This is a genomic window from Amycolatopsis sp. cg9, assembly GCF_041346945.1.
Lineage (GTDB): Bacteria > Actinomycetota > Actinomycetes > Mycobacteriales > Pseudonocardiaceae > Amycolatopsis.
The window spans coordinates 8584039-8607594 of the sequence record NZ_CP166850.1 but is presented as its reverse complement, the minus strand read 5'-3'; the positions used below and the strand labels follow the sequence as shown (position 1 = coordinate 8607594).

Here is a 23556-nt window from a genome sequence, read left to right as displayed (position 1 = left end):
GGACTTTCCCCGCGTGTGACGGGAGGAAAGTCCCCTTCAGCGCACCAGATGCGCGGAACCTCCCCTTCAGCTCAGCCCGGCAGGGCCTCCAGCGCCGCGAGGTCGGCGCGGACCCCGTTGTCCGGGGCACCCCCGGTGATGCGGGTCTGCAGCTCGAGCGCCTCCCGCAACAGCCGTTCCGCGCTGTCACGGCGGCCCAAGCCGGCGTGGGCCAGCCCGAGCCGGTGCAGGATGCGGGCTTCGCCGGCCAGGTCGCGGGCCGCGCGGGCGCGGGTCAGCAGTCCCGCCAGCAGCTCCGCCGCTTCCTCGTGCCGGCCCTGCCTCATCAGCAGCCCGCCGAGCCGGTAGCGGAGCTGGACCTCGACGCGGGGCGTCGCCGTCCGGTCGCAGATCCGCAGCGCCTCGGCCAGGTACGCCCCGGCGCGCTCCTCGCGGCCCGCGTCGAGCTCCGTCTGCGCCAGCCTGCCCAGGACGTACGCCTCGCCGACCGGGTCGCCGGCCAGCCGGAACTCGATGAGCGCGCACTCGAACCGGGCCTGGGCCTGCGCCTCCGCCCCGCGGGCCTCGTCCAGCAGGGCCAGGTTCCGGTGCGCCATCGCCTTCCCGTGCGCGTCGCCCAGTTCTTCGAACGTCGCGAGCGCGCGGGCGAGCGGCTCGGCCGCGGCGTCCGGCCGGGCGCGGCTCAGGTGCAGCGAACCCAGCGAGCACAGCAGGGCGGCCTCGCCCCGGCGGTTGGCCGACGCGCGGACCGCCGCCAGCGCCAGCCGGTGCGTGCGTTCCCAATCGTCGTAGTAGCAGCGGTTTTCGAACAACGCGACCAGCGTGACCGCCAGGTCCCACGCCCACTCGTCCAGGCCGGCCTCGGCGGCCAGCGCGACGGTCGAGCACAGGTTGTCCTGCTCGTCTTCGAACCACACCAGCGGGTCGGTCAGGATCCGGTCGACGGCGCTGTCGGGCGGGTGCAGCCGCGGCGCCGAGCCGTGCAGCACGGTGAAGTCGCCGCCGTAGATGCGGTGGTGCGCCTCGCGCGCCAGGCCCAGCCAGCCGCTCGCGACCCGGGCGAGCGCCGCGTGCCGGCCGGCCGGCTGCTCGTGCTCGTCGAGCTGCTCGCGGGCGAACAGCCGGATCAGGTCGTGGAAGCGGTAGCGCGGGCTGCCGTCCCGCTCGACGGCCGAGATCTCCAGCATCTGCGCGTCGACGAGCCGTTCGAGCAGGTCGGCCGCCCGCACCGGGTCGGTCTCCAGCAGCACCGCGGCCACCCAGACCGGGAAGCTGAGCCGGTCCAGGCAGCTGAGCAGCCGCAGCAGGCGCCGGGCGTCGCCGGCCAGCCCGTCGTAGGTGAGGGCGAGGCTGGCCCGCACCATCAGCTCGCCGTGCGCGAGCTCGTCGAGCCGGCGCCGTTCGTCCGAAAGCCGTTCCAGCATCCACGCGAGTGACCAGCTGGGCCGCGCGGCGAGCCGGGCGGCGACGATCCGCAGCGCGAGCGGCAGCCCGCCGACGAGCCGGACCAGCGCGGTGGCGGCGACCGGCTCGGCGGCCACCCGCTCCGCCCCGATCATCGTGGCGAGCAGCCCGGTCGCCCGGTCCGGGTCGAGCACGTCGACGTCCAGCACACCGGCCCCGGCCAGCCCGGTGAGCCGGACGCGGCTGGTCACCAGCACGACGCAGCTGGACCGGCCCGGCAGCAGGTCGCGGACCTGGCGCTCCGACTCGGCGTCGTCCAGCACCACGAGCATCCGCTTGCCCGCCAGCCGCTGCCGGTACAGCTCCGCGCGTTCGTCGACCGAAGCGGGCACCGCCGGGCCGGGGACGCCGAGGGCGCGCAGGAACCGGCCGAGGACGTCGAGCGGCTCGGCCGGGTGCGCCCGGGTCCCGCCGAGGTCGCAGTAGAGCTGGCCGTCGGGGCAGTGGTCGTCGGCGATCCGGTGCGCGACGTGCACCGCGAGCACGGTCTTGCCGACGCCGGGCTTGCCCGCGAGCACCACGACCGGGGTCGCGCGGCGGGCCGGGCCGCCCAGCAGCAGCCGCTCGGTGTGCTCGATCAGGTCATCGCGCGCGCTGAAGTCGGCGATGTCGGCCGGCAGCTGGAACGGCACGACGGGCGGGTGCGCCGGCGCCGCGGCCGCCTCGGGACCGGGGTTCCGCCGGAGCCCGGCGTCGTCGGAGAGGATCGCGGACTCGAGCCGGCGCAGCTCGTCGCCCGGCTCGAGCCCGAGCTGCTCGACCAGCAGTTCCCGACCCGCCCGGTAGGTCTCCAGCGCCTCGGCCTGCCGCCCGGACCGGAAGAGGGCGAGCATCAGCTGGCCGCGCAGGCGTTCCCGCAGCGGGTTCTCGCTCACCCGGCCGGCCAGCTCGCCGATCAGCTGGTGGTGCCTGCCGAGCCGCAGCCCGAGGTCGAAGTGGGCTTCGACGGCGTTGAGCCGCTGTTCGTCGAGGCGGTTGGCCCTGGCCTCCAAGAGCCTGCTCCCGACGCCGCTCAGCGCGGGGCCGCGCCAGAGGGCGAGCGCCGTGTCGAGCGTCCGGGACGCCTCTTCGAGCTCGCCCGCGCGCGTCTTCTCAGCGGCCCCGGCGACCAGGTCGGTGAAGGTGCGGGCGTCGAGCTGCCCGTCGGCGACCTGCAGTTCGTAGCCCGGGCCGCGCGTCACGAGCGTATCGGGACCGACGGCGGCCGCCAGCGCGCGGCGCAGCCGGGAGACGCAGATCTGCACCTGCGTCCGCGCCGTCGCCGGGGGACTGGTGTACCAGATCGCTTCGATCAGCTGGTCCAGGCTCACCACCCGGTTCGCCTCGACCAGCAGCGCGGCGAGGACGATCTGCTGGCGCCCGGGCGGGATGCGCAGTTCCCCGCCGTCGGTGTCCCGGATCTCGAGGGGGCCGAGGATGCGGTAGACGGGCTGATCGCCGGAAAGCCCGCTCGTCGAACTCACGCTGTTCCTCATTGCCGATCCGTGGCCGGGCACCGCGCTGCCCCGCGCTCACCCGGCCGTTCGTGGAATGCCCCTGGAACCGAAGTCTGTCTTCTGGGTGCGGATAAGCCCATAGTCCGAAAGCGTGAAGCTGTCGACGAAGGCGGTATTTGTACTGCCGCCGTTCGGCCCAGCCACGGCAATGTCGCCGACCGTCACCACCTCACCGTGCGTCACCGTCAGTGTGTGCAGGGTGTGCCGCCGGACCGGCCGGGACGCGCGGAATGATTCAATGGCGCGGCGCCCGCGGATCGGTGCCATTCCCGGATAGTGCAGAACGGCGTCTGATGTGAAAAGCGAACCGTATCCGTCGATGTCCCCGATATCGAGGTAGTGGTAGCTGAGCCGCACGTGTTCGATTCCGACGGAAACGGTTCCGGCGCTCGGCCGGGTGTGTTCCCCTGCTCCCGCAGGCGCCATTTCGGCGTCCTCCACTGGGTCGTCCCGGGCCGGGGTTCCCGGGGTGGGCCGCCGCCGGGGCCGGCGGGTGCGCCCAGTCTCGCGGGGCCGGCTTCCAAGCCGCTATCGGCGGGCTATCGCCGGCGACCGCCGAGGTGGAACCGGTTCCGAGGATCGCTCCGCGGCGCCGAACTGTCAAGGCTTGACAGGCCGGTGCCGGTGGTATGAACCTTTCTACCGATCGTCCCCGCCGGCCCCCGTGGGCATCCGCCCGGCGCTCAGGGGCGAGCCGGACGACGCCGTCCCCTGACCGGCGGCGGGTCCGACCACTTCCCCGGCCAGGGAGGAACCATGCCCACGAACGCCCCGCCGCGGCTTCGCCGTCGCGGACCCACCACCCGCCTGGCGGCCGCGGCCGCCGCTCTCGCGGTCACCGCGCTGGGGCTCGTCGCCCCCGCCGCGAACGCGGCCGACCCCCTGATATCCCAAGGCAAAGCCGTGACGGCGTCTTCGGTGGAGAACGCGGGGACACCCGCGACCGCCGCCGTGGACGGGAACACCGCCACCCGGTGGTCGTCGCAGTTCAGCGATCCACAGTGGATCCGGATCGACCTCGGCGGGGCCGCGACCGTGAGCCAGGTCGTGCTGCGCTGGGAGGCCGCCTACGCCACGGCGTACCAGATCCAGGTGTCCGACAACGGATCCACCTGGTCCACTGTGTACCAGACGACCACCGGTACCGGCGGCACGCAGACGCTGAACGTGACCGGGGCCGGGCGGTACGTGCGCCTGAACACCACCGCGCGGGCGACCCCTTACGGCGTCTCGCTCTGGGAGTTCCAGGTCTACGGCACCGGCGGCGGCACCGTCCCGACGCAGCCCGGCACCCCGCCGGACTCGTTCTGGGGCGACACCGGCAGCATCCCCGCCGCGCGGAACGTGCTCACCGTGAAGGTGCTCAACCGCACCAACGGCAAGTACCCGGACAGCCAGGTGTACTGGAACTTCGGCGGCCAGACCCATTCGATCGCCGAGCAGCCCTACATCGACATGCCGGCGAACTCCGCCGGGCGGATGTACTTCTACCTCGGCACCCCGAACGGCCAGTACGCCGACTTCATCGAGTTCACCGTCGGGCCGGACGTGTTCAACGGCAACACCACCCGGGTCGACGCGTTCGCGCTGAAGCTGGCCATGCGGCTGCACGCGCACGACGGCTACGACGTGCAGGTCGGCGACGACTACGGGTTGTTCCAGGAGGACCGCTCGGCCACTTTCGCCCGGTTCCAGGCCGAGGTGCCGACCGAGTTCAAGGGCCTGGCGACGGTGAACGCGCCGTACCGGATCCCGGCGCCGGGCAGCGCGCCGGACTTCCGCGCCGGCGGCCGGTACGCGAACTACTTCACCGCCTACGCGCAGTCGGTCGGCGTCAACGAACCCACGTCGAACATCACCGGCTGCGCCGGGTCGCTGGCCGGCAACCCCGACATGTGCGCGGCGCTCAACCGGCACACGGCGCACCTCCCGCAGTCCCAGTGGCAGGACCCGGCGCGGTACTACCAGGCGGCACCGGCGAACTACTACGCCAAGTTCTGGCACGACCACGGCATCAACCGCCTGGCGTACGGCTTCCCGTACGACGACGTGGCGGCCCAGTCGTCGTTCGTGTCCCACGGTGACCCGCAGTGGCTGGTGGTCGCGGTCGGCTGGTGAGCCGCAGACCGGCGGCGCGGCGGCCCCTGGTCGCCGCGCCGCCGCTCGCGGTCCGGGCTCAGCTCTTGGCGGCCGCGGCGCGGCGGGCGCGGTAGGCGCGCATCTTGTGGCGGGCGCCGCAGACCGAGGTTTCGCACCAGCGGCTCACCGCGTTGGGGGAGCGGTCGTAGTAGGCCCACAGGCAGTCCTCGGCGCCGCAGATCTTCAACCGGGACAAGGAGCCGTCGAGGCGGGCGGTGACCACGGTGGCGAGCACCCGGGTGATCGCCGCGTCCAAGGCGCTGCCACCGTCGCCGACGAACTCCGCGCCGGGCGGGCCGGCCTGCAGGAGCGGACGGGTGCCGGTGCGGGCCAGTTCGCCGTTGAGCACGGCCGCCGCGGCCGGGGCGCCCTCGCCGCCGTGCAGCAGCTGCCGCAAGGCCTCCCGGACCCGGCTCACGCGGGTCAGGTCCGCCGGTGCCGGCTGGGCCGGGCAGGGCAGCCCCTCGGCCGCCGTCCACGCGACCAGGCCGGCCGCCGTGGTCAGGTCGTCGCGGTTTTCGAGCAGCTCCCGGGTGTTCACCAGGCTCTGGACCACGGTGAGCGGCGGCGGGGCGGCCGGGCGGGGAGTCATACCCAGCAGATTACCAACAAGTTCGTCTGCTGGTTACCACGAATGGAGCAAGACCGGACGTTTCGGGGGTTTAGGGAAGTTATTGCCGGGTAGCGCCACCCAGTCGGGTTACTAACACTCGGATTCGTTGGTAACGTCAGTCGGGTCGAGACCGAGGAGGTGGACATCGTGACCGAAACCGCCGCCGAACACCGTTCACCGGCCGGGGTCGTGCGCCCGGTGCTGCCGGTGGCCGCGGCCGACCTGGCGGACGGCATGGCGTTCGGCGCGCTCGCGGCCTCGGTCGGGATGGGTGTGCTGGCCCCGGTGGCCATGTCGCTGCTGGTGTTCTCCGGCAGCGCCCAGTACGGCGCCGTCGCCGTCATCGCGCAGCACGGCTCGGTCTGGGCCGTCGTCGGCGCCGCGGCCGCGCTCAACGCGCGCTACCTGCTGATGGGCACCACGATCGCGCCCGCGCTGACCGGGTCCGCCTGGTCGCGGGCGGGCACGGCGCTGCTGATCACCGACGGGTCCTGGGCGATCGCCCACCGCGGCGACGGGCACTACGACCTGAAGACCCTGCGGATCGCCGGGGCGCTGTGCCTGTGCGGCTGGACCATGGGGACCGCGCTGGGTGCTGTCCTGGGGGACGCCATCGGCGACCCGGGCCGGCTCGGCCTGGACGCCGCCTACCCGGTGTTCTTCCTCGGCCTGCTGCGCGCGCACCTCAAGACCGCGCGCGCGTGGGGCCTGGCGGTCCTCGGCGTGGTCGCGGCGGGCGCGCTGGTCGCCTGGGCGCCCCCGGGCGTCCCGGTGCTGGTCGCCGGCGCCGCGGGCGCCGCGGCCGGTGCGGCGCTGGGGGTGCGGCGATGACGTACCAGTGGCTGATCGTGCTGGCGCTCGGCGCCACCGCGCTCACGTTGCGGGTGGTCGTGCCGCTGGCGGCCGGCGGGCGGGAACTGCCCACCTGGCTGCGCAACGCGCTGACCTGCGCGACTCCGGCGCTCATCGCGGGACTGGTGGTCACCTTGCTGTGGCCCGCCTCGGGCGAGGTGTCCTCGGTGCGGACGCTGACCGCGCTGGCGGGCGTCGGCGCCGGGGTCGCGTTGCTGGCCGGCAAGCGGTCCATCCTGACCGCGATGATCGGTGCCGCCGTCGTGAGCGCCGTGCTGCGCCTGGTGTTCGGGTGATCCTCCCGTCGTGGGAAGGAAACGCGGGAGCGGATCCCGGAAATTCGAAAAGTGTGCTCATCCCGCGGAGAGGGTGAAGGGGATGACGGGGCGATGCTGGTCTCTTGGAGTGAAGGACGTTGCCGTACCGGCCACGGCGGGTGAAAGCGCCGGCCTCGGGTGCCCGCCTGATGGGAGCAGTTTGTCCGTCGGAGCCGGGTGGTATCCGCCGGGCGCAGGAGAAAAGGTTTTCCGCGGCCGAGGAAGCGCCGTGGGCACCACTGGGGGGACCGTGGTCGTGAAGGGTGCCGTGCCGGCGTTGCGTGGCCGGCCGCTGGGAGGTTTCGTGTCCGGGACCGAGTTGCTCCACCACCGGGAAGCGGCCGCTGCGGCCGGCCGGAGAACCGCGAGCCGCAACCGGGATCTCGGCGTCCACACCGCCGTGCCGCGAAAATCGAGCCCGTCCAGCGAAAGGAACACACGCCCGGGTACGGGGCCCGCCCCCGGTGCCCCTTGCCCCGACCGGTGGTGAACCGAGCCGTGGACACCGCATCACTGAACACTTTCCTCAGCGTGGCCGAGAAGTCGAGTTTCACCAAGGCGGCCAGTGATTTGAGCGTCGCCCAGCCGACGGTCACCGCCCGGATCAAGAAACTGGAGCGCGACCTCGCCTGCGACCTGTTCCTCCGCACCGGCGCGCTCATCCGCCTCACCGCGGCGGGCCAGCGGTTCCGGCGCTACGCGCACAAGATCGTGAAGCTGAGCCGCATGGCGGAAGAGACCGTGCTCGAAGGCACCGCCGTCGGCGACGCGCTGACCGTCGGGGCCGACAGTGGCCTCACGTCCTACCGCCTGGTGCCGATCGTCGAGTACCTGTACCGCCGCCACCCCGAGCTCGCACTGGAAATCCGGCCACTGGAAGAGGATCCGTGGAGCCGGATCGGGGATTCCGATGTGGACTGTGCCTTCTTCATCGACGTCTGCGACTCTTCGTCGAAGGCCGATTCGACGTTGCTGTGCCCCGAGCCGCTCGTGGTGGTCGCCGGTCAGGACGGGCCGGTCGGCCCGGAGCCGGTGCCGACCGCGCGCCTGGCGCGGCAACCCCTGCTGTGCGCGCACCGCGGCAGCGGCTACCAGCGCCTGTTCGAGCGCACGCTGGGCGACGCCGCCGACACCCGCGTCCGGGCACTCACGTTCGGCTCGATCGACGCGGTGAAGCACGCCCTGACCGCGGGACTGGGCATTTCGCTGCTGCCCCGCCTCAGCGTCGAGACCGAGCTGGCCGACGGCCGGCTGGTCGAGGTGCCGTGGACCGCACCGTTCCAGGTCTTCACCCAGGTCGCCTGGCACCGCGAGATCCGCGCCGACCCACGGTTTTCGGTCCTGCTCGACGCGGCGGCCCGCGCAACCGCCGAGCAGGTAGCGGACGCGGGCCCGGTCCGCCGCTCCGCACTCTGAACCCCGCACGGCAAAGCGAACCCCGCACGGCAATGCGGCCGCGCCGATTCGGCGCGCGTGCTGTCTTGCTCGATCAGGTGGCGGATGGCGTCGATGACCGCCCGGCGGCAGAGTTTTGCCGGGCGGCTCCCGTTTCCCGGCGGCCGAGTCAGCGCCCGCGCCGCTTCGGTGCGGTCGGAGGACTCGGGTGTCGTCGGGGCGGCGGCAAAGCGCCCGGCCCGCCAGTTCGGCGGGCCGGGCGCTTTCCGGCTTCCTCAAGCCCCGAGCGGGTACTGCTCCCGGCCGTACAGCACCGTCGGGGCCGCGTTCGTGTCGCGCAGCCAGACCACCTTGCCCACGACCACGGTGTGGTCGAGCAGGTCCGCCGTGTCGCCCACCTCGCAGACCAGCGCCATTCCCGCGGCGGTCAGGACGGGGACGCGGCGCTCCGGTTGCCACGGGACGCCGGCGAACCGCTCGGCCGGGCTGCCGGTCGCGAACTTGCGGGTCAGCTCCCGCTGGGACCAGGACAGCGTGTTGACGGCGAACGAGCCGGTGTCGAGGATGGCCGCGAGGGTGCGGCTGCGGCTGCCCAGCGACACCAGGACGCTCGGGGTGTGGGCCGAGAGCGACATCACCGCGTTGGCCGTGCAGCCGACCGGGGTGTCCTCGGTGACGGTCGTCAGCACCGTGACACCGGTCGGCAGCTTCGCGATCGCCTGGCAGAACCCCTCCGTCGGCACCAGGTCCGGGCCGGCCGGCGGCACCGTGCGGAGCGGGGGCGGGGTGGCGTTTGCGGTTCCCATGGTGTTCCCTTCCGGGGCGGTCATCCGCGCTGCCCGATCGCTTGCGCGGTGAGCGCCGAACGGTCGATCTTGCCGTTGACGTTGAGGGGCAGCGCGTCCAGCACGCTGAGCCGCCGGGGCACCATGTACCCGGGCAGCCGGGCGGCCGCGGCGGTGAGCAGCCGGTCGGGGTCGAGGCCCGAACCCGTGCAGACCGCTTCGAGCTCGGTGGTGCCGCCGCTGCCGGGCAGGGCCAGCACGATCGCGTCGCGCACCGCTTCCTGGTCCCGCAGCACGGCTTCGATCTCGCCGAGCTCCACCCGGTAGCCCTGCACCTTCACCTGCTGGTCCGACCGTCCCAAGTGGACGAGCGAACCGTCCTGCCAGGACACCCGGTCGCCGGTGCGGTACCAGGCGGTGTCGTCGAGCTCGTCGTCCGGGCCGTGCAGGCGCGCGGTCTCGTCGCCCGGGCCGAAGTGGTAGAAGCGGCCTTCGTTGGCGGCCGGGTCGAGGTAGCCGGGGAACCGCTGGGGCCCGCGCGCGCAGAGTTCGCCCTCCACCGCGGGGCGGCCGCGGTCGTCGAGCACGACGTGGCTGAGGCTGGGGTAGGGGCGCCCGACCGGCACGGTCCCGTTCGCGGTGACCGGCCAGTCCGCCGGATCGGCGGGCAGCCGGAATTCCGCGCAGCTGATGGTCAGTTCCGTTGGCCCGTAGAGGTTTTCCACGACGCCGCCGGGTGCGGCGCGCTGCCACGCCTCGGCCTGGTGCGTGGTCAGCGGCTCACCGCAGAACAGGCTCCAGCGGAGCGTGGGCATGCTCCCCGGCCGCAGGCTGCGCAGCCGCTGGGCGTAGGACACGATCGACGGCACGGCGAACCAGTGGGTGAGCCGCTTCTCCGCGACGAACCGCACCGGCGCCAGCAGGTCCTCGCGGCTGGGGACGACGAGCGTCGCGCCGCCGCTCCACGCGGTGAACATGTCGAACACCGACAGGTCGAAGGTCAGGTCGAACGTCTGGGACACGCGGCTGCCCGGCGCCATGCCGTACCGCGGCACGACGTGGCCGAGGTAGGAACAGACGTTGCGGTGCCGGATCGGGACGCCCTTCGGCTTCCCGGTCGAGCCCGACGTGAACAGGATGTAGGCCAGGTCCCCGGTACGGGGCTCCGGCGGGGTGCGCGCGGCGCCGGCCCCGGGTTCGGTCATGACCAGCTCCGGGACGCCGAGGCCGGCGCTCTCCTCGGTGAGGACCAGGTCCAGGCCGGCGGCTTCGGCGATCATCCGGTTGCGCTCTTCGGGAAAGGCGGGGTTGAGCGGGACGACGGTGCTGCCGAGCCGTTGCGCGGCCAGGTAGCCGGCGTAGGTCAGCACGCTGCGTTCGGCCAGCACGCCGATCCGGGCGGGCACGGTCCCCGCCGCGGCGGCGGCCTCGGCGGCGACGTGCCCGGCGAGCTCCCGCAGTCCGCGGTAGGTCAGGGTGCGGGCGCCGACTTCGAGCGCGGGTTCGTCGGCGTGCTCTTCGGCCGACGCGGCGAACCACTGGTAGAGCGTTTCCATCGTTTCATGCCTCCTGATCCAGTCCGGTGGTCGTCTTCTCGTTGGTGCGCAGCAGGTCGTCGAACGTCCGCTGCAGCAACCCCGTCCGGGGGCGGCCCCGCGCGGCGGACTCCGCGGCGAACCGGACGACCTTGGGCAGCTCGCCCCAGCTCACCGCGGCCGCGGCGGCGTCCTCCGCGCCGATCTCGCCGTTCGCGGCGAGCACCTCGAGGCGGTAGGTGTAGTGCCGGCTCGCCGCCCACAGGTCGTCGCCGTAACGGGCCGCGGCGGTCTCGTCCTCGGCCAGCACCCCGCTGATGCGCCCGAGGACGTCGGGCAGGCCGCACGTCCAGGCGTCCGGTTCGGCCGGGGCGACGTCGCCGGTGGTGCGCGCGAGCCAGCGGAACAGGTCCGCGTGCACCGGCTCCACGGCGGCGCCCAGTGCGAGGCGGTCGCGGTTGGTGATCTCCGCCGGCCACGGGGCGTGCGGGGCCAGCGCGCGCTCCAGCGCGGCGTCGTCCAGCCAGCCGAGGAAGGGTTCCTGCCCGCCGAGCGGGGTCAGCGCGCAGAAGTGGTCGCCCACCAGCCACCGCCCGTCGCGCCGGCCGAGCAGCAGCAGCCAGTGCGGCGAGTGCGCGATTTCGTGTGCGGGCGACCACGGCAGGTGGAAGGTGTCGGCGACGGCCAGCACCCGCCCCGAACGCGCGAGCTCGGCGTCGAGGTCTTCGGCGGCCTGCGCCCAGTCCGCGGCGCCGCGGTAGGCGAGCGGGTCACGCGCGGCGCCGTCGTCGACGCGGGTGTGCTGGGAGAAGGCCAGCTCCCCGGGCCCGCCGTCGCGCCGGACCGCCAAGCGGACGGCGTGCGCCAGGCGGGTCTTGACGCCGGGGTCGTCGGTTTCGAGGTAGGCCACCAGGTTGGTGGTGTAGCAACTGAGTTCCGGGACTACGTCCGGGGCGTTGATGAGGTGCACGTCGGCCTCCGTTGTCGTGGTGGGTCACCGGTGGGGTGCGGGGTGGAAGGCGCAGCTCAGCGGCACCGCCGACCGGGTGCGCAGGCTGAGCCAGGTGAAGCCGCCCCAGCGCCCGGACAGCGCGCCGGGCGGGACGTCGATCGACCAGGGCCGCCCGCCCATCCCGGTGCCGGCGGCCTTGACGCACGCTTCCTGCACGGTCCACACCCAGGCGAACTCCCGCGCCCGCCGGGCCCGCGGCAGGGCGGTCACCGCCGGTGCGTGCGCACCCAGGCACCGGCGCACGGCCGAGTCGCTCAGCCGGTCCGGGGGCAGCTGGACGTCGACGCCGACGTCCCCGTGGGCGCAGACGGCCGCCGCGACCCGGTCCCCGTCGTGGGAGATCGTGATCCCGGGCAGCGCGAGGTTCGGCGCACCGGCCAGCCGGGGCTTGCCGGCCGGGTCGGCGCGGACGGGCAGCGCGGCCAGCGCGGGCCGCACCCCCCGGAGCAGCCGCCGCAGCAGCTGCCGCCCGGCGAGGAACTCCGCCCGGTGCCAGGCCGGCCGGGTGCCGGCCTCGGCGAGATCACCCGGGTGCGCCGGCGATTCGCCGAGGTCGGCGCGGTCGGCCGAGGCGACCCAGACCCCGGGCGCGACCTCGGCGCCGTCGGCCGCCACTTCCGGCAGCGCGGCGTTCGCCCGGGAGACCGCGACCCCGAGACCCGCACTTTCACGTGAAAGCTCCGCTCCGAGGCCCGCACTTTCACGTGAAAGTGCGGGACTGGGCCGGGCCGCACTTTCACGTGAAAGTGCCGGATCGGCGGGGGTCATGAGCGCAGCTCCGCGAGCAGGGGCTCGGCGCCGTCGGCGATGGCGCCGAGCATCAGCTCGGTCACCCCGCCGCCGATGCCGAACACCGCGGCCTCGGCGCGGACCAGCTGGACGCCGTCGTCGGCGAAGCCGTCGGCGCCGCGCCAGCGGGCGCAGCGGGACAGCACCTCGTCCGCGGTCAGCCCGATCGCGGCCTTCAGCACCGCCGCGCTCGTCGGGTCGTGGTCGGTCACCACCCGTTCGCCCAGCGCCTCGTGCAGCGCGCGCAGCTCGCGCACCCGCACCAGGCAGGCCGCGAACTCCTGGCGGACCGCATCGTGGTCCCACAGCGCGCGGCCGTCGATCCGCCGCCGCGCCAGCGCCTCCCGCGTCTCCGCGAGCACCCGGCTGGTGAGCGCGGCGGCCCACTGGGCACCGGCGAGCCGTTCGGTGCCCATGTGCCGGGCGAACAGGGCCAGGCCGCGCCCCTGGCGGCCCAGCACCGCGGACGCGGGCAGCCGGACGCCGGAGAACTCGACGTGGCCGATGCCCGCGCCCGCGAGCAGCGTGGTCGTCGCGGGGGTGACCCGGACGCCCGCCGCGTCCGCCGGGACCAGGACCCAGGTGAAGGCGGTGAAGTGCCGTCCGGGCCGGTGACGGGCCAGCACCAGGAAGTACGCCGCCCGGGTCGCCGTGGTCACCCACCGCTTCCCGCCGTCCAGCCGGACGGTGTCGCCGTCGATCGCGACCTCCGTGCCGAGCCCGGTGAGGTCGGAGCCGGCCGCCGCGGCGTCCGTGGCGGCCAGCGCGACCTCGCAGTCGCCGTCGGCGACGCGGTCGAACTCGGGTCCGGTGCCGGCGGCCAGGATCGGCAGGGCGCTCGCCGACTGCACCAGCACGCTCAACGTGATCCCGTTGTCGCCGCGGGCGTCGACCTCGCGCAGGGTGGCGGCGAGCCGCGCGGGGTCGGCGACCAGGCCGGTCGGCGTGCGCTGCCGGTACTGGTCACGCAGCACGCCGGCCGAACCGAGCCGCTGCCACACCCGGGCGCCGCCGGCCGCCGAATCCACAGTGGACAGCACGCCGCCGTCCAGGAGGGCTGTGTCAGGCAAAACGCACCTCCTGGTCGAGCAGGGTGAGCCGGCCGTCGGCGAGGTGCAGCCGGTCGTTGCTGTAGTTCAGCACCGCCGAACGCAGGTCCCGCAGCGACTGCTCCAGCCGCGTGGGGGAGTCGCGCAGGTAGCCGTGGCGCATCCCGACCGCGTCGACCAGCTCGTCGACGGCCCGGTAGCACTCCTCGGCCGCGGTGATCTTCACGGCGTTGATCAGCAACTGCACCTTCGGCACGCTGAGATCCGCGGTGGTCTCGACCACTCCGCGGGCGTGCTCGATCAGCGCGTGCACGGTGTCCAGCCGCTGGCGCGCCCGCGACAGCCGCGTCATCAGCAGTTCCGAGCTCAGGTCCGTCTTGCCGCGGCTGCCGCGCAGGGACGCGATCACCCGCGACAGCGCCCCGGCCGCCGTGCCGAGCCAGCAGGACGCCCAGCCGAGGTGGGCCATCGGCCCGAACACGGTCGTGACGATCGTGTGGAAGTCGCCGTGCCGCCCGACGACCTGGTGCGCGGGCAGCCGGGCGCGCAGCTTCAGGGCTCCGCTGTCGCTGGCCCGCATGCCCAGCGGGTTCCAGCCGCCGGCCGGCTCGATCTCGACCTGCGCGCGGGAGGCGTAGACCAGGGAAACCTGGTTGTCCGCCTCGGAATCCGGGGAGCGCATCGTGATCAGGAACCCGTCGGCCTGCCTGCCCCCGGTGACGATCGGGGCGAAGCGGTCGACGAGCAGCTCCCCGTCGCGCCAGGCCGCGGCGGACTCGGCGGTCAGCAGGTGCCCGCCCTTGCCCGCTTCGGTGGTCACCGAGCCGAGGTAGAGCCGGCCCGCGGCGATCTCGGGCACCAGTTCGGCGCGCAGCTTTCCGCCGGCGTGCGCGAGCACGGCGGCGACCTGCTGGCAGTGCATCGCGAAGATCATCGCCAGGGACATGTCCACCCGGCCGAGTTCGGTGCTGGTCTCGAGCACGTCGGCCAGCGAGCCGCCGAGCCCGCCGTCCTCGACGGGCACCTGCAGCCCGAGCAGGCCGGTGGCGCGCAGCTCTTCGAGCGCTTCGACCGGGAACGTCGCTTCGTCGTCGGTCCGGCGGACGTGCTCCTCGGCGACCTTGGTCACGCGCCCGACCAGCTCCGCGAGCGGGGCGGTGGTCATGACGAAACCTCCTGGCGCTCGAGCTGGGCCTGCACCGCGGTCCACAGCGTGCCGCCGGTGGCGAAGGTGGCGTCGGTGATGTCCTCGTCCGGCAGCGAGACGCCGAAGACGTCCTCGATCTCGAACAGCACGTTGATCGACTGCATCGAGTCCAGTCCGCGCTCGCGCAGGGAGTCGTCCGGGCCGAGCTCGCGGCCGTTGAGGAACTTGAGGTACGGGGTCAGCAGTTCGGCCATGCGGGGGTCCATGTTCACTCCTCATCTCGGGGGTCAGTGGTCCTGACCAGTTCCACGCGGGAGGTCCGCGCGGGGGTGCCGGGGCGGTCGCCGTCGACGACGACCTCCGCCGGCAAGGGGTGGCCGAGGAAGGCCACGAGGCTCGCCGAGAGCCCGTAGGCGCCGACGTTCGGCACCGCGACCAGGTCGCCGGGGCTCAGCTCGGGCAGCCGCGCGGTGCGGGCCCAGGTGTCCAGCGGCGTGCACAGCGGGCCGGCGACGAGCGCGTCCAGGGCGTCGGGCCCGGCCGGGCCGAGCAGGCGGGGCGCGAGCGGGGGCAGCCGCCGCAGCCCCGACATGCCGCCGAGGTGGTTGATGCCGGACTCGAGCACGACGATGTCCTTGCCGTGCGAGCGCTTGACGTCCAGCACCGCCGTGACGAGGGTGCCCGCCGTGCCGACCAGATAACGGCCGGATTCGAACACGACTTCCGGGCCCTGCTCGCGCCAGCCCGGGAGCTCCTCGCCGAGCAGCGTTTCGAGCTCGTCGCGCAGGCCGGGCAGCTCGACCGCCGTGCCGTCCTTCGCGAACGGGGCGCCGAACCCGCCGCCGAGGTCGAGCGTCCGGAAGCGGACCCCGTGCGGCGCCAGGGCTTCCCGGAGCTTCGCGGCCGTTTCCAGCGCGCGGCGGAACTGCCCGACGAGGTCGGCCACCTCGGTGAGGTTGGTGCCCATGTACAGGTGCAGCCCGGCCGCCTCGGCGTGCTCGCCTCCGGCGAAGCGGGCGGGCTCGGCGAGGATCCAGCCGGTGTCGGCGCCGAACTGCGACGGCACGCCGGTCATCGCCAGCCCCTGGCCGGGCACCGGCTGGTCGTCGTTGACGCGCAGCAGGTACCGGGCGCGGACGCCGGCCTCGCCGGCCAGCCGGTCGAGCTGGGCGACGGCGTGCGGGGAGTCCACGGAGAACTCCCGCACCCCGGCGCGCAGGGCCGCCGCGATTTCGGCGTCCCGCTTGGCGGGGCCGGTGTAGAGCACCTGCGCGCCCGCCCAGCCCGCGTCGAGCGCGGCCCGCAGCTCGCCGGAGGAGCAGACCTCCGGGCGGGCACCGGCTTCGCGCAGCACGGCGAGCACGTCCGGGTGCGGGTTGGCCTTGAGCGAGTACAGCAGCCCGGTACCGCGGGGCAGGGCGCCGTCGAGCCGCCGGTGGTTGCGGCGGACCTCGGCGAGGTCGTAGACGTAGGCGGGGGTGGGCAGCCCGGTGAGTTCGCCGGGCAGGTCCGCGAGCCCCGCGGGACGCTCAGCGAGCAGCTCCACCGGACACCTCCTCGGCGATCGAGGCCAGTGCCTTGCGGTCGACCTTCCCGTTGCCGGTCAAGGGAAGCGTCTCCACGCGCAGGCAGCTCGCCGGGATCTTGAACTCCTCGATCCGGGTGCGCATGCCGTCGAGCACGCCCTCGGCGGCCAGCTCGCCGGTGACGAACAGCCAGGCCGGGCGGGTGTCCTGCGGGACCAGCACGGCGGCTTCCCGGACGCCGGGCACACCCCGCGCCGCGGTCTCGACCTCGGTCGCGCTGACGCGGAACCCGCGTTCCTTGTAGATGTCGTCGCGGCGGCCGTCGAAGTAGAGGTAGCCCTCCTCGTCGAGCCGGCCGTAGTCGCCGGTGCGCAGCTCCGGGAACAACCCGGCCACCCGCGGGAACTTCTCGGCGGTGAGCTCCGGGCGGCGCCAGTACCCGGCCATGACGTTCGGGCCGCGCACCACGATCTCGCCGACCTCCCCGGCGGGCAGCCGCTCGCCGGCCTCGTCGATGACGAAGACCTCCGTGCCGGGCAGGGCCCGGCCGCTGGACCCGGGCCGCTCCAGGTCGCCGTCCACCGGCATGATGGTGGCCCGCTTGCACTCGGTCAGCCCGAACATCAGCTGCACCCGCAGGCTCGGAATGGCTGCGCGCAGGGACTCCAGCGTGCCGGTGGGCATCGCCGCGCCGGTGTTGGTGAGCAGCCGCAGGGCCGGGGCGGGCTTCGGGCGGCGCCGCAGCAGCGCGCTGAGCGCCTCGGCCACGGCCGGGACGGCGGGCAGCACGGTCGCACCGGAGCTCACCAGGTTGCGGACCAGCGACGGGCCGACCTCGGTGGGCGCGCCCAGCACCAGGTTCGACCCCGCCGTGACGGACAGGAAAACCTGGTACAGCCCGTAGTCGAAGGACAGCGGCAGCGGGCTGTAGACCACGTCGTCGGTGCGGTACTCCAGCACCGAGGCGATCGCGCCGGTGGCGAACAGCAGCTGCTGGTGGGTGCTGACCACGGCCTTGGGCAGGGACGTGGTGCCCGACGTGTAGATCAGGCACACCGGGTCGACCGGCAGCGGGGGCGCGGGTAGGTCGGCGGGCCGCCCGGGACCGGCGGCCAGCTCGTCCACCGAAACCGCCGGGACGCCGGCGGTTTCGGCCGACCGCCGCACGTCCTCGTCGCCGGTCACCACCAGCACCGGCGCGGAGTCGGCGAGCACGTGGTCGAGGCTGGCCCCGCGGACCTGTTCGTGCAGCAGGGAAAACGCGACCCCGGCGCGGGCGGCGCCGAAGACCACGGCGGGCAGCAGCGTGCTCGCCGGTGCGTTGATCAGCAGCCGGTCCCCGCGACGGGCACCGCGGGCGGCGAGCGCCGCGGCGACCCGCTGGGCGGCGGCGCCGAGTTCGTCGTAGGTCACGGAGCTGCCGCGGCAGGTCAGCGCCGTCCGGTTAGGCCACAGCCGGGCGGCGTGGTCGAGCAGTTCGTGGAGCACTCGCGGTGAATAGGTCATCGGCTTCCTCCGGCGGCCACGACGGCCCGGCACAGGCCGTCGACGTGGGTGAGTTTTTCCGGCACCAGGTCTTCGGCGGCGAACTCGACGCCGAGGTCGCTTTCGATCCGCTCGACGATCTCCATCATGCGGAAGGAACTGAAGCCGGGGATGTCGCCGAGCGTGCGGGCGTCCGCGGGGGGCGCGGTGCCCAGCACGGTCCCGATCACGGCGGTGACGGACTCGCGGACCGTCAGCGGCACCTCGATGGTGTCCACTGTGGACACCGTGGTGGTCTCGGTGGTGCCGCCGAACGCCGTGTGGTCGGCGGCGAGGCACTCGGCGAGGCGGGGGAACAGCGCGCGCGGCTCCTCCCGGCCCGCGGCGACCCGGCGGCCCGCCAGGTAGACCTGCTTCGCGATCGCGTCCCACTCGGCCAGGTGCGCCCGCACCGCGTCGGTGTCGAGCCCCATGGCCGCGGCGTGCAGGCGGCGGCTGCGGGTGAGCAGCCAGGTCTGCAGGGTCAGCCCCCGCAACGCCCGCACGCGGTCCGGGTGGTCGGCGTAGGTCGCCACGAACGTGTCGGCGTCGGTCAGCTCCACCAGCGGCGTGCGCTCGGTGACGGGTTCCCCGGCGACGAGGTCGAACGCCAGCGCACCCTCGGGCAGCGCTTCGGCGAGCTCCGCGTGGCCGAGCGTCCACTCGCCCGGCCGGGCCGCGCCCCACTCGGTGTCGTTGTGGTAGCCGTCCACGACGGTGACGCCGTCGCCGGCCGGCTCGACCAGGAAGCTGTGCTCCAGGTGCTTCTTGCGGTGGTACGGCACCCAGGGCAGGTGGAAGGCGTCCGCCACGACGTAGCAGCCGGGGCCGGGTTCGAGTTCGCCGGCGTCGGCGACCCGGGTGCGCCGGGCGACGCGCAAGCCCAGCAGGGCGGCGGATCCGGTCACGTGGTCGTCGACCCGCGGCTCGACGGTGGGCAGCCCGTCCGCGCCCGGCCGGGGCCAGAAGCGCAGGAGCCGGCCCAGAGCGAGGTGCGTGCCCGCGCCGTGGCAGCGGTCGGCGAGCTCGGCCAGGTTCACCTGGACGCAGTCGAAGAGGCGGTGGTCCATCGGCTCAGACACCACGACCACTCCCCGCGACCGCGAGGCCGGGCACGGGCCGCAACCGGTCCATCGCCGACACCAGGGCCTGCTCCTCGGGCGGCTCGGTGGTGAGCTCACCGTCGAGCAGCTGCTGGTAGGCGGACAGGTCCAGGTAGCCGTGCCCGCTGACGCAGGCGACCACGCCGCGGGACGATCCACCGTCGGTGGCCAGGCGGGCGGCGACGGCCAGCGCGTGCCCGGACTCCGGCGCCGGGAGCACCATCTCCGACCGGGTGAAGGCCTGGCCGGCCTGCAGTGCTTCGACCTGCCCGACGGCTTGCGCGGTGACCTGGTCCCGGTGCCGCATCGCGGAAATGACCTTCGCGGCGCCGTGGAAGCGCAGGCCCGCCGAGTGCGAGTCGGGGATCGGGTAGCTGCTGCCGATCGTGTACATCGCTTCCATCGGGCTGACCCCGGTGGCGTCGGTCTTGTCGTAGGCGTAGACACCGCGGGTCAGCTTCGGGGTGGTGCTGGACTCGGCGGCCACCAGCCGCGGGCATTCCGCGCCGGTCGTGGCGGCGTCGGCGAAGAAGGGCAGCGCGATCCCGCCGAAGTTCGAGCCGGCGCCGACGCAGCCGACGACGGAGTCCACAGTGGCCTCCAGCTCGGCGAGCTGCTCGATGGCCTCCAGCCCGATCACGGACTGGTGCAGGATGCTGTAGGTCTCGCCGCTGCCGATGCAGAACGCGGCCCCTTCGGTGCGCCCGGCGTATTCGACGGCCTCGCCGATGGCCAGCGCGAGGCTGTTCACCCCGCCGCCGACGCGGGCGGCGACGTCGGTCAGCTCGCTCGGGCTGGCGTGCACGGTGGCGCCGAGGGCCCGCATCAGCGTGCCCCGGTACGGCTTCTTCTGCAGGCTCGTGCCGACCATGAACACCCGGCAGCGCAACCCGAACATCGAGCAGGCGGCGGCGAGCGCGGTGCCCCACTGCCCGGCGCCGGTGCCGGTGACCAGCTCCTTGACGCCGGCCTTGGCGTAGTAGTGGGCTTGCGCGAGCGCGGTGTTCAGCTTGTGGCTGCCGGAGATGTTGCCGCCCTCGTACTTGACGTAGATCGGCACCCGCGCGCCGACGGCGTCCTCGAACCGGCGGGCCCGCCACAGCGGGGTGGGCCGGAAGCTGCGGTAGGCGTCGAGCACCTCGGCGGGGATGTCCCAGAACTCGCGGTTCTGGGAGGACTGGCGCACCAGCGCGAACGGCAGGTTCACCGAGACGCCGGCGTCCGAGCCGCCCGCGGGCGACTCCGGGCTCCGGTCCGGGGGCAGCGGCTCGTCCAGGTGCGGCAGCACGCTGCGCCAGCTGGCGGGCAGGGAAACGTGGTTCATCGCAGGGCCTCCGTCCCGGTAGCACCGTCGGCCACGACGTCGACGAGGTCGTCGACCGTCTTGAACGTGCGGCCGACGAAGAGGTCGTCGGGCAGCGTCACGTCGAGCGCGTCCTCGAGGTGCACCAGCATGCCGACGAACCCGAGCGAGTTGAGGTGCAGCAGGTCGCCGTTGAGCGGCTCGTCGTCCCGGATCTCCTCGGGCGCCAGCGAAAGCCGCGATTCGGCGATCACCACGCGTTTGACCGAGTCGGACACGGTTTCACGATCTGGTCCGTTCGTCATCGTTTTCCTCCTGTTTTCGGGGATCGGGTGGGTTCTCCGGTCAGGAATTCGTCGAGGTGGGCCAGTACGGCAGGAAGCGCTTTCCGATCGAAAACGTCGAAGTGACCGCACTCCAGTTCGCGGACCCGCAGCCGCCGGGACAGCCGCGTCCAGTTCTCGACCTGGGTGCGGCGGTGCGGGCTCGCGCAGGCCATGAGCAGCGCGGGGCCGGGGTGGGTGCTGGTCACCCGGTGCCGTCCCGACGCGGTGATGTGCGCGTGGGCGGTGGCTTCGGCCCAGCGCCGGTCGCGGGGTGCGACCCGGGCGTGCACCGACCGCATGATCCGTTCGACGACCGCGGCCCGGTGCGCGGTGCCGAACTCGTCGCGGCGGGTGAAGCTGTCGATCAGCACCACCGCGGGGGCGGGCCCGGTCGCGGACAGGCGTGCGCCCAGTTCCCAGGCGAGCACCCCGCCCATGGACCAGCCCACCAGGAGTTCCGGGCGCCGGGGCAGGTCGTCCAGCAGCGGCAGGTACCGCTCGGTCATCCTCTCGACGTCGTCGTCGGGCCGCTCGCCGGCGAACAGGCCGCCGGCGCGGATCCCGCTCACGCCGTGGTGGCGGGCCAGCCGCACGGCCAGCGGCGTGTACGGGCTCAGACCGCCGCCGCCGGGGTGCACGAAGACGGCTTGCGGAGCCCGCGGGCGCCGGCTGAGCGGCAGCAGCAACGGCGGCGCGGGGGCGACCGGCGGCGCGGAGGCGGGCATCAGCTCGCCTCGCGCAGCCGGCCGTTGGCCTCGACAACCCAGCAGTAGTTCACCAGCGCGGCCAGGGTGATCGGCCCGCGGGCGTGCAGCCTGCTGGTGCTGATCGCGATTTCCGAGCCCAGCTCCAGCGTGGGTCCGTCGTTGAGCCGCAGGGACCCGTTGACGACGATGGTGGCCGCGTCCACCCGGTCGGTGAACTCGCCGGTGACCGCGGGGTCGGTGGCGGCGATCGCCTCGCTGTGGCCGGAACCGTGGCGCTGGATGAACTCCACGGCCTCGCCGGGGGAGTCCACCGCCACCACGCCGACCGTGCTGTCGAGGAACTCGCGGCCCAGGTCGTGCTCGCCGAGCGGTTCCACCCGCCAGTCCCCGGTGCCTTCCGGCCGCTGGAGGCCTTCGCCGACCCGCACGGTCAGGGGCCTGCCGTCGCGGCGGGCGCCGTCGAGCAGCGCCGCCACGAACTCGTCGGCCACCGGCCGGTCGACCAGCGCGACCTCCAGGGAGGTGCAGCCGGCCGGGGCGGGCAGCTTGCTGTCCAGCGCGATCGAGACCGCCTGGGCCAGGTCGGCGCTGTGGTGCACGTAGAGGTGGTTGACACCGCCGCCGCTGGCCAGCACCGGGATGGTGCTCGCGCGGTGGCAGTAGTCGATGAGCGACGGGCTGCCGCGGGGGATGAGCACGTCGATCGCGTCGGGCCGGCGCAGCAGGTCCCGCAGCAGCGAGCGGCTGGGGTCGTCCAGCACGGTGACCAGGCCCGCCGGCAGCTCCGCGTCGGCCAGCGCGGCGGCGACGGCGGCGCCGAGCTCGGCGTTGGTCCGCGCGATCTCCTTGCCGCCGCGCAGGAGCACCGCGTTGCCGGCGGCGACGTTGAGCAGCGCGCCTTCGACGGTGACCGTCGGGCGGGCCTCGAAGATCATCAGCACCACGCCCAGCGGCCGCGGCACGCGGTGGCGCACGCCCCAGTCGCCGATCGGGGTGCCCGGCGGGCGGCTGGTCAGCTCGCGCAGCTCGCCGGCGACCGTCGAAGTCAGGGTGACCAGGCCGGCGAGGTGGTCCTCGGTCAGCCGGAGCCGGTCGACGAGCACGTCGGGCAGGCCCTGCTCCCGCGCTCGTCCCACGTCGGTGTCGTTCGCTTCGCAGATCCGTGGCCACGCGGCGGTGAGCCGGCCGGCCAGCGCGGTGCCGAACCGCCCGTACGCCTCGTTGCCCAGCGGCGGGGCCGCGGTGGTCGCCGCACGTGCGGCACCGATGATCTTGTCGACCATTGTTCTCCCGATCTCGATTTCCCCCGGCAGATACCTCACGCTCTCAGTGGAAAATGATCGAGGCAAATGTGATCATGGACCGATTGATGGGCTCATCAATAGTTTTGATGACCCCATTCGCGGCCCCTTGTTCCCCGGTTTCAAACGTTGACTACCGGGAAATTTGCTTGGAGTGTCGTGAGGCATGGAACATCGACGACTCGGCCGCAGCGGCCTCTCAGTGAGCAGGATTTCCTACGGCAACTGGATCACCCACGGATCGCAGGTGGCGGAGGAACAAGCCCGGAAATGCGTGGAAGCGGCGCTGGACGCCGGCATCACCACGTTCGACACCGCCGACATGTACGCCAACACCCGCGCCGAAGAGGTGCTGGGCCGCGCGCTCGCTGGCCGCCGCCGGGAGAGCCTGGAGATCTGCACCAAGGTCTACTGGCCGACCGGCCCCGGCGGCCCCAACGACCAAGGACTGGGACGCAAGCACATCATGGAGTCCGCGCACGGCTCCCTGCGCCGGCTCCAGACCGACTACCTCGACCTCTACCAGGCCCACCAGTTCGACCCGACGGTCGAGCTGGAGGAGACCATGCTGGCCTTCGCCGACCTGGTGCGGCAGGGCAAGGTCCTCTACGTCGGGGTCTCGGAGTGGACCGCCGAGCAGATCACCCGCGCCGCCGCGCTGGCCCGCGAGCTGCGCGTGCCGCTGATCTCCAGTCAGACGCAGTATTCGATGCTGTGGCGGGTCATCGAGGCGCAGGTCATCCCGGCCTGTGAACGCGAAGGCATGGGGCAGCTCGTCTGGTCGCCGATGGCCCAGGGCGTGCTGACCGGGAAGTACCTGCCGGGCAAGCAGCCCCCGGCCGGCTCCCGCGCCACCGACGGTGAGGGAAGCGGTTACATGGTCCGCTGGCTACAGGACGACGTGCTGCGCCGGGTACAGGAACTGCGGCCGGTCGCCGAGCAGCTCGGCCTGACCATGGCGCAGCTGGCGCTGGCCTGGGTGCTGCAGAACCCCAACGTCGCCACCGCGATCACCGGCGCCTCGCGCCCCGAGCAGCTCACGGACAACCTCAAGGCCGTGGACGTGGTGCTCGACCCGGCGGTGATGCAGAAGATCGACGAGCTGCTGGACGGCGTGAGCCGCTTCGACCCGACGTTCATCGGCGTGCCGCTGACCGCCCTCGTCTGACCACA

Annotated in this window: 22 protein-coding genes; 5 read left to right on the top strand and 17 right to left on the bottom strand. The window is 73.5% G+C overall.

The window, feature by feature from the left end; all coding sequences use genetic code 11:
• Window positions 1-71: 71 nt before the first annotated feature.
• Both AB5J73_RS39590 and AB5J73_RS39585 read right to left on the bottom strand, forming a co-directional pair.
• Window positions 72-2927 carry a BTAD domain-containing putative transcriptional regulator gene (locus AB5J73_RS39590; protein ID WP_370964010.1) on the bottom strand — a complete coding sequence of 952 codons (2856 nt, stop codon included), beginning with the start codon at window positions 2925-2927 and terminating at the stop codon, window positions 72-74.
• Between the two features lie 48 nt (window positions 2928-2975).
• On the bottom strand, window positions 2976-3401 hold the full coding sequence (locus tag AB5J73_RS39585; RefSeq protein ID WP_370964008.1) for a nuclear transport factor 2 family protein: 426 nt from the start codon (window positions 3399-3401) through the stop codon (window positions 2976-2978).
• A 462-nt stretch (window positions 3402-3863) separates the two neighbouring features.
• Here AB5J73_RS39585 and AB5J73_RS39580 point away from each other — a divergent pair, with 462 nt between their 5' ends.
• Window positions 3864-5078: a beta-1,3-glucanase family protein gene (locus tag AB5J73_RS39580; protein ID WP_370964006.1), complete on the top strand. Its 1215-nt coding sequence runs from the start codon at window positions 3864-3866 to the stop codon at window positions 5076-5078.
• Between the two features lie 58 nt (window positions 5079-5136).
• Here AB5J73_RS39580 and AB5J73_RS39575 read toward each other — a convergent pair whose 3' ends face one another.
• The gene (locus tag AB5J73_RS39575) at window positions 5137-5691 is read right to left on the bottom strand and encodes a CGNR zinc finger domain-containing protein (protein WP_370964005.1); all 555 of its coding nucleotides are present in this window, start codon (window positions 5689-5691) and stop codon (window positions 5137-5139) included.
• A gap of 168 nt (window positions 5692-5859) precedes the next feature.
• On the opposite strand from AB5J73_RS39575, the gene AB5J73_RS39570 reads away from it, so the two are divergent.
• The 3 genes from AB5J73_RS39570 (at window position 5860) to AB5J73_RS39560 (ending at window position 8297) form a co-directional block, all read left to right on the top strand.
• On the top strand, window positions 5860-6543 hold the full coding sequence (locus tag AB5J73_RS39570; RefSeq protein WP_370964004.1) for an AzlC family ABC transporter permease: 684 nt from the start codon (window positions 5860-5862) through the stop codon (window positions 6541-6543).
• The gene (locus AB5J73_RS39565) at window positions 6540-6860 is read left to right on the top strand and encodes an AzlD domain-containing protein (protein ID WP_370964003.1); all 321 of its coding nucleotides are present in this window, start codon (window positions 6540-6542) and stop codon (window positions 6858-6860) included. The genes AB5J73_RS39570 and AB5J73_RS39565 overlap by 4 nt, the downstream gene beginning before the upstream one ends.
• 504 nt (window positions 6861-7364) lie before the next feature.
• Window positions 7365-8297, top strand: a complete 933-nt coding sequence (locus tag AB5J73_RS39560) for a LysR family transcriptional regulator (RefSeq protein ID WP_370964001.1) — start codon at window positions 7365-7367, stop codon at window positions 8295-8297.
• Between the two features lie 254 nt (window positions 8298-8551).
• On the opposite strand, the gene AB5J73_RS39555 is transcribed toward AB5J73_RS39560, so the two are convergent.
• Genes AB5J73_RS39555 through AB5J73_RS39490 form a run of 14 tightly spaced genes read right to left on the bottom strand, consistent with a single transcriptional unit; the run spans window position 8552 to window position 22404 of the window.
• Entirely contained in the window at window positions 8552-9082 is a 531-nt protein-coding gene (locus AB5J73_RS39555) for a flavin reductase family protein (RefSeq protein WP_370964000.1), read from the bottom strand.
• Window positions 9083-9102: 20 nt separating this feature from the next.
• Window positions 9103-10617 (bottom strand): amino acid adenylation domain-containing protein, encoded by a 1515-nt coding sequence (locus tag AB5J73_RS39550; protein ID WP_370963999.1) that lies wholly within the window; start codon window positions 10615-10617, stop codon window positions 9103-9105.
• Window positions 10618-10621: 4 nt separating this feature from the next.
• Window positions 10622-11566 (bottom strand): hypothetical protein, encoded by a 945-nt coding sequence (locus tag AB5J73_RS39545; protein ID WP_370963998.1) that lies wholly within the window; start codon window positions 11564-11566, stop codon window positions 10622-10624.
• A gap of 24 nt (window positions 11567-11590) precedes the next feature.
• Complete coding sequence (locus AB5J73_RS39540; protein WP_370963996.1) at window positions 11591-12376, bottom strand: 4'-phosphopantetheinyl transferase superfamily protein; 786 nt, start codon at window positions 12374-12376, stop codon at window positions 11591-11593.
• On the bottom strand, window positions 12373-13467 hold the full coding sequence (locus tag AB5J73_RS39535; protein WP_370963994.1) for an acyl-CoA dehydrogenase family protein: 1095 nt from the start codon (window positions 13465-13467) through the stop codon (window positions 12373-12375). The genes AB5J73_RS39540 and AB5J73_RS39535 overlap by 4 nt, the downstream gene beginning before the upstream one ends.
• Entirely contained in the window at window positions 13460-14611 is a 1152-nt protein-coding gene (locus AB5J73_RS39530) for an acyl-CoA dehydrogenase family protein (protein WP_370963992.1), read from the bottom strand. Before AB5J73_RS39530 ends, AB5J73_RS39535 begins: the two co-directional genes overlap by 8 nt.
• Window positions 14608-14859, bottom strand: a complete 252-nt coding sequence (locus tag AB5J73_RS39525; RefSeq protein ID WP_370963990.1) for a phosphopantetheine-binding protein — start codon at window positions 14857-14859, stop codon at window positions 14608-14610. Before AB5J73_RS39525 ends, AB5J73_RS39530 begins: the two co-directional genes overlap by 4 nt.
• A gap of 2 nt (window positions 14860-14861) precedes the next feature.
• Window positions 14862-16139, bottom strand: coding sequence for a type III PLP-dependent enzyme (locus tag AB5J73_RS39520; protein WP_370963989.1), 1278 nt, complete (start codon window positions 16137-16139; stop codon window positions 14862-14864).
• Window positions 16123-17625 carry a class I adenylate-forming enzyme family protein gene (locus tag AB5J73_RS39515; RefSeq protein ID WP_370963987.1) on the bottom strand — a complete coding sequence of 501 codons (1503 nt, stop codon included), beginning with the start codon at window positions 17623-17625 and terminating at the stop codon, window positions 16123-16125. Before AB5J73_RS39515 ends, AB5J73_RS39520 begins: the two co-directional genes overlap by 17 nt.
• On the bottom strand, window positions 17622-18725 hold the full coding sequence (locus AB5J73_RS39510) for an acyl carrier protein (protein ID WP_370963986.1): 1104 nt from the start codon (window positions 18723-18725) through the stop codon (window positions 17622-17624). The genes AB5J73_RS39515 and AB5J73_RS39510 overlap by 4 nt, the downstream gene beginning before the upstream one ends.
• Window positions 18718-20070: a TrpB-like pyridoxal phosphate-dependent enzyme gene (locus tag AB5J73_RS39505; RefSeq protein WP_370963984.1), complete on the bottom strand. Its 1353-nt coding sequence runs from the start codon at window positions 20068-20070 to the stop codon at window positions 18718-18720. The genes AB5J73_RS39510 and AB5J73_RS39505 overlap by 8 nt, the downstream gene beginning before the upstream one ends.
• Window positions 20067-20327 (bottom strand): acyl carrier protein, encoded by a 261-nt coding sequence (locus AB5J73_RS39500; RefSeq protein ID WP_370963983.1) that lies wholly within the window; start codon window positions 20325-20327, stop codon window positions 20067-20069. Before AB5J73_RS39500 ends, AB5J73_RS39505 begins: the two co-directional genes overlap by 4 nt.
• Before the next feature lie 23 nt (window positions 20328-20350).
• Window positions 20351-21100 carry an alpha/beta fold hydrolase gene (locus AB5J73_RS39495; RefSeq protein ID WP_370963982.1) on the bottom strand — a complete coding sequence of 250 codons (750 nt, stop codon included), beginning with the start codon at window positions 21098-21100 and terminating at the stop codon, window positions 20351-20353.
• Window positions 21100-22404 (bottom strand): glutamate-5-semialdehyde dehydrogenase, encoded by a 1305-nt coding sequence (locus AB5J73_RS39490; RefSeq protein ID WP_370963981.1) that lies wholly within the window; start codon window positions 22402-22404, stop codon window positions 21100-21102. Before AB5J73_RS39490 ends, AB5J73_RS39495 begins: the two co-directional genes overlap by 1 nt.
• A 145-nt stretch (window positions 22405-22549) precedes the next feature.
• On the opposite strand from AB5J73_RS39490, the gene AB5J73_RS39485 reads away from it, so the two are divergent.
• Window positions 22550-23551, top strand: a complete 1002-nt coding sequence (locus tag AB5J73_RS39485; protein WP_370963980.1) for an aldo/keto reductase family protein — start codon at window positions 22550-22552, stop codon at window positions 23549-23551.
• The last annotated feature ends 5 nt before the right edge of the window (window positions 23552-23556 follow it).

Excerpts from the sequence above, each read along its gene's own strand:
- AB5J73_RS39495 (WP_370963982.1), bottom strand. The coding sequence starts at position 21,100 with ATGCCCGCCTCCGCGCCGCCGGTCGCCCCCGCGCCGCCGTTGCTGCTG.
- AB5J73_RS39565 (WP_370964003.1), top strand. The coding sequence starts at position 6,540 with ATGACGTACCAGTGGCTGATCGTGCTGGCGCTCGGCGCCACCGCGCTC.
- AB5J73_RS39525 (WP_370963990.1), bottom strand. The coding sequence starts at position 14,859 with ATGGACCCCCGCATGGCCGAACTGCTGACCCCGTACCTCAAGTTCCTC.
- AB5J73_RS39540 (WP_370963996.1), bottom strand. The coding sequence starts at position 12,376 with ATGACCCCCGCCGATCCGGCACTTTCACGTGAAAGTGCGGCCCGGCCC.
- AB5J73_RS39485 (WP_370963980.1), top strand. The coding sequence starts at position 22,550 with ATGGAACATCGACGACTCGGCCGCAGCGGCCTCTCAGTGAGCAGGATT.
- AB5J73_RS39555 (WP_370964000.1), bottom strand. The coding sequence starts at position 9,082 with ATGGGAACCGCAAACGCCACCCCGCCCCCGCTCCGCACGGTGCCGCCG.
- AB5J73_RS39575 (WP_370964005.1), bottom strand. The coding sequence starts at position 5,691 with ATGACTCCCCGCCCGGCCGCCCCGCCGCCGCTCACCGTGGTCCAGAGC.
- AB5J73_RS39530 (WP_370963992.1), bottom strand. The coding sequence starts at position 14,611 with ATGACCACCGCCCCGCTCGCGGAGCTGGTCGGGCGCGTGACCAAGGTC.
- AB5J73_RS39550 (WP_370963999.1), bottom strand. The coding sequence starts at position 10,617 with ATGGAAACGCTCTACCAGTGGTTCGCCGCGTCGGCCGAAGAGCACGCC.
- AB5J73_RS39515 (WP_370963987.1), bottom strand. The coding sequence starts at position 17,625 with ATGACCTATTCACCGCGAGTGCTCCACGAACTGCTCGACCACGCCGCC.
- AB5J73_RS39505 (WP_370963984.1), bottom strand. The coding sequence starts at position 20,070 with ATGAACCACGTTTCCCTGCCCGCCAGCTGGCGCAGCGTGCTGCCGCAC.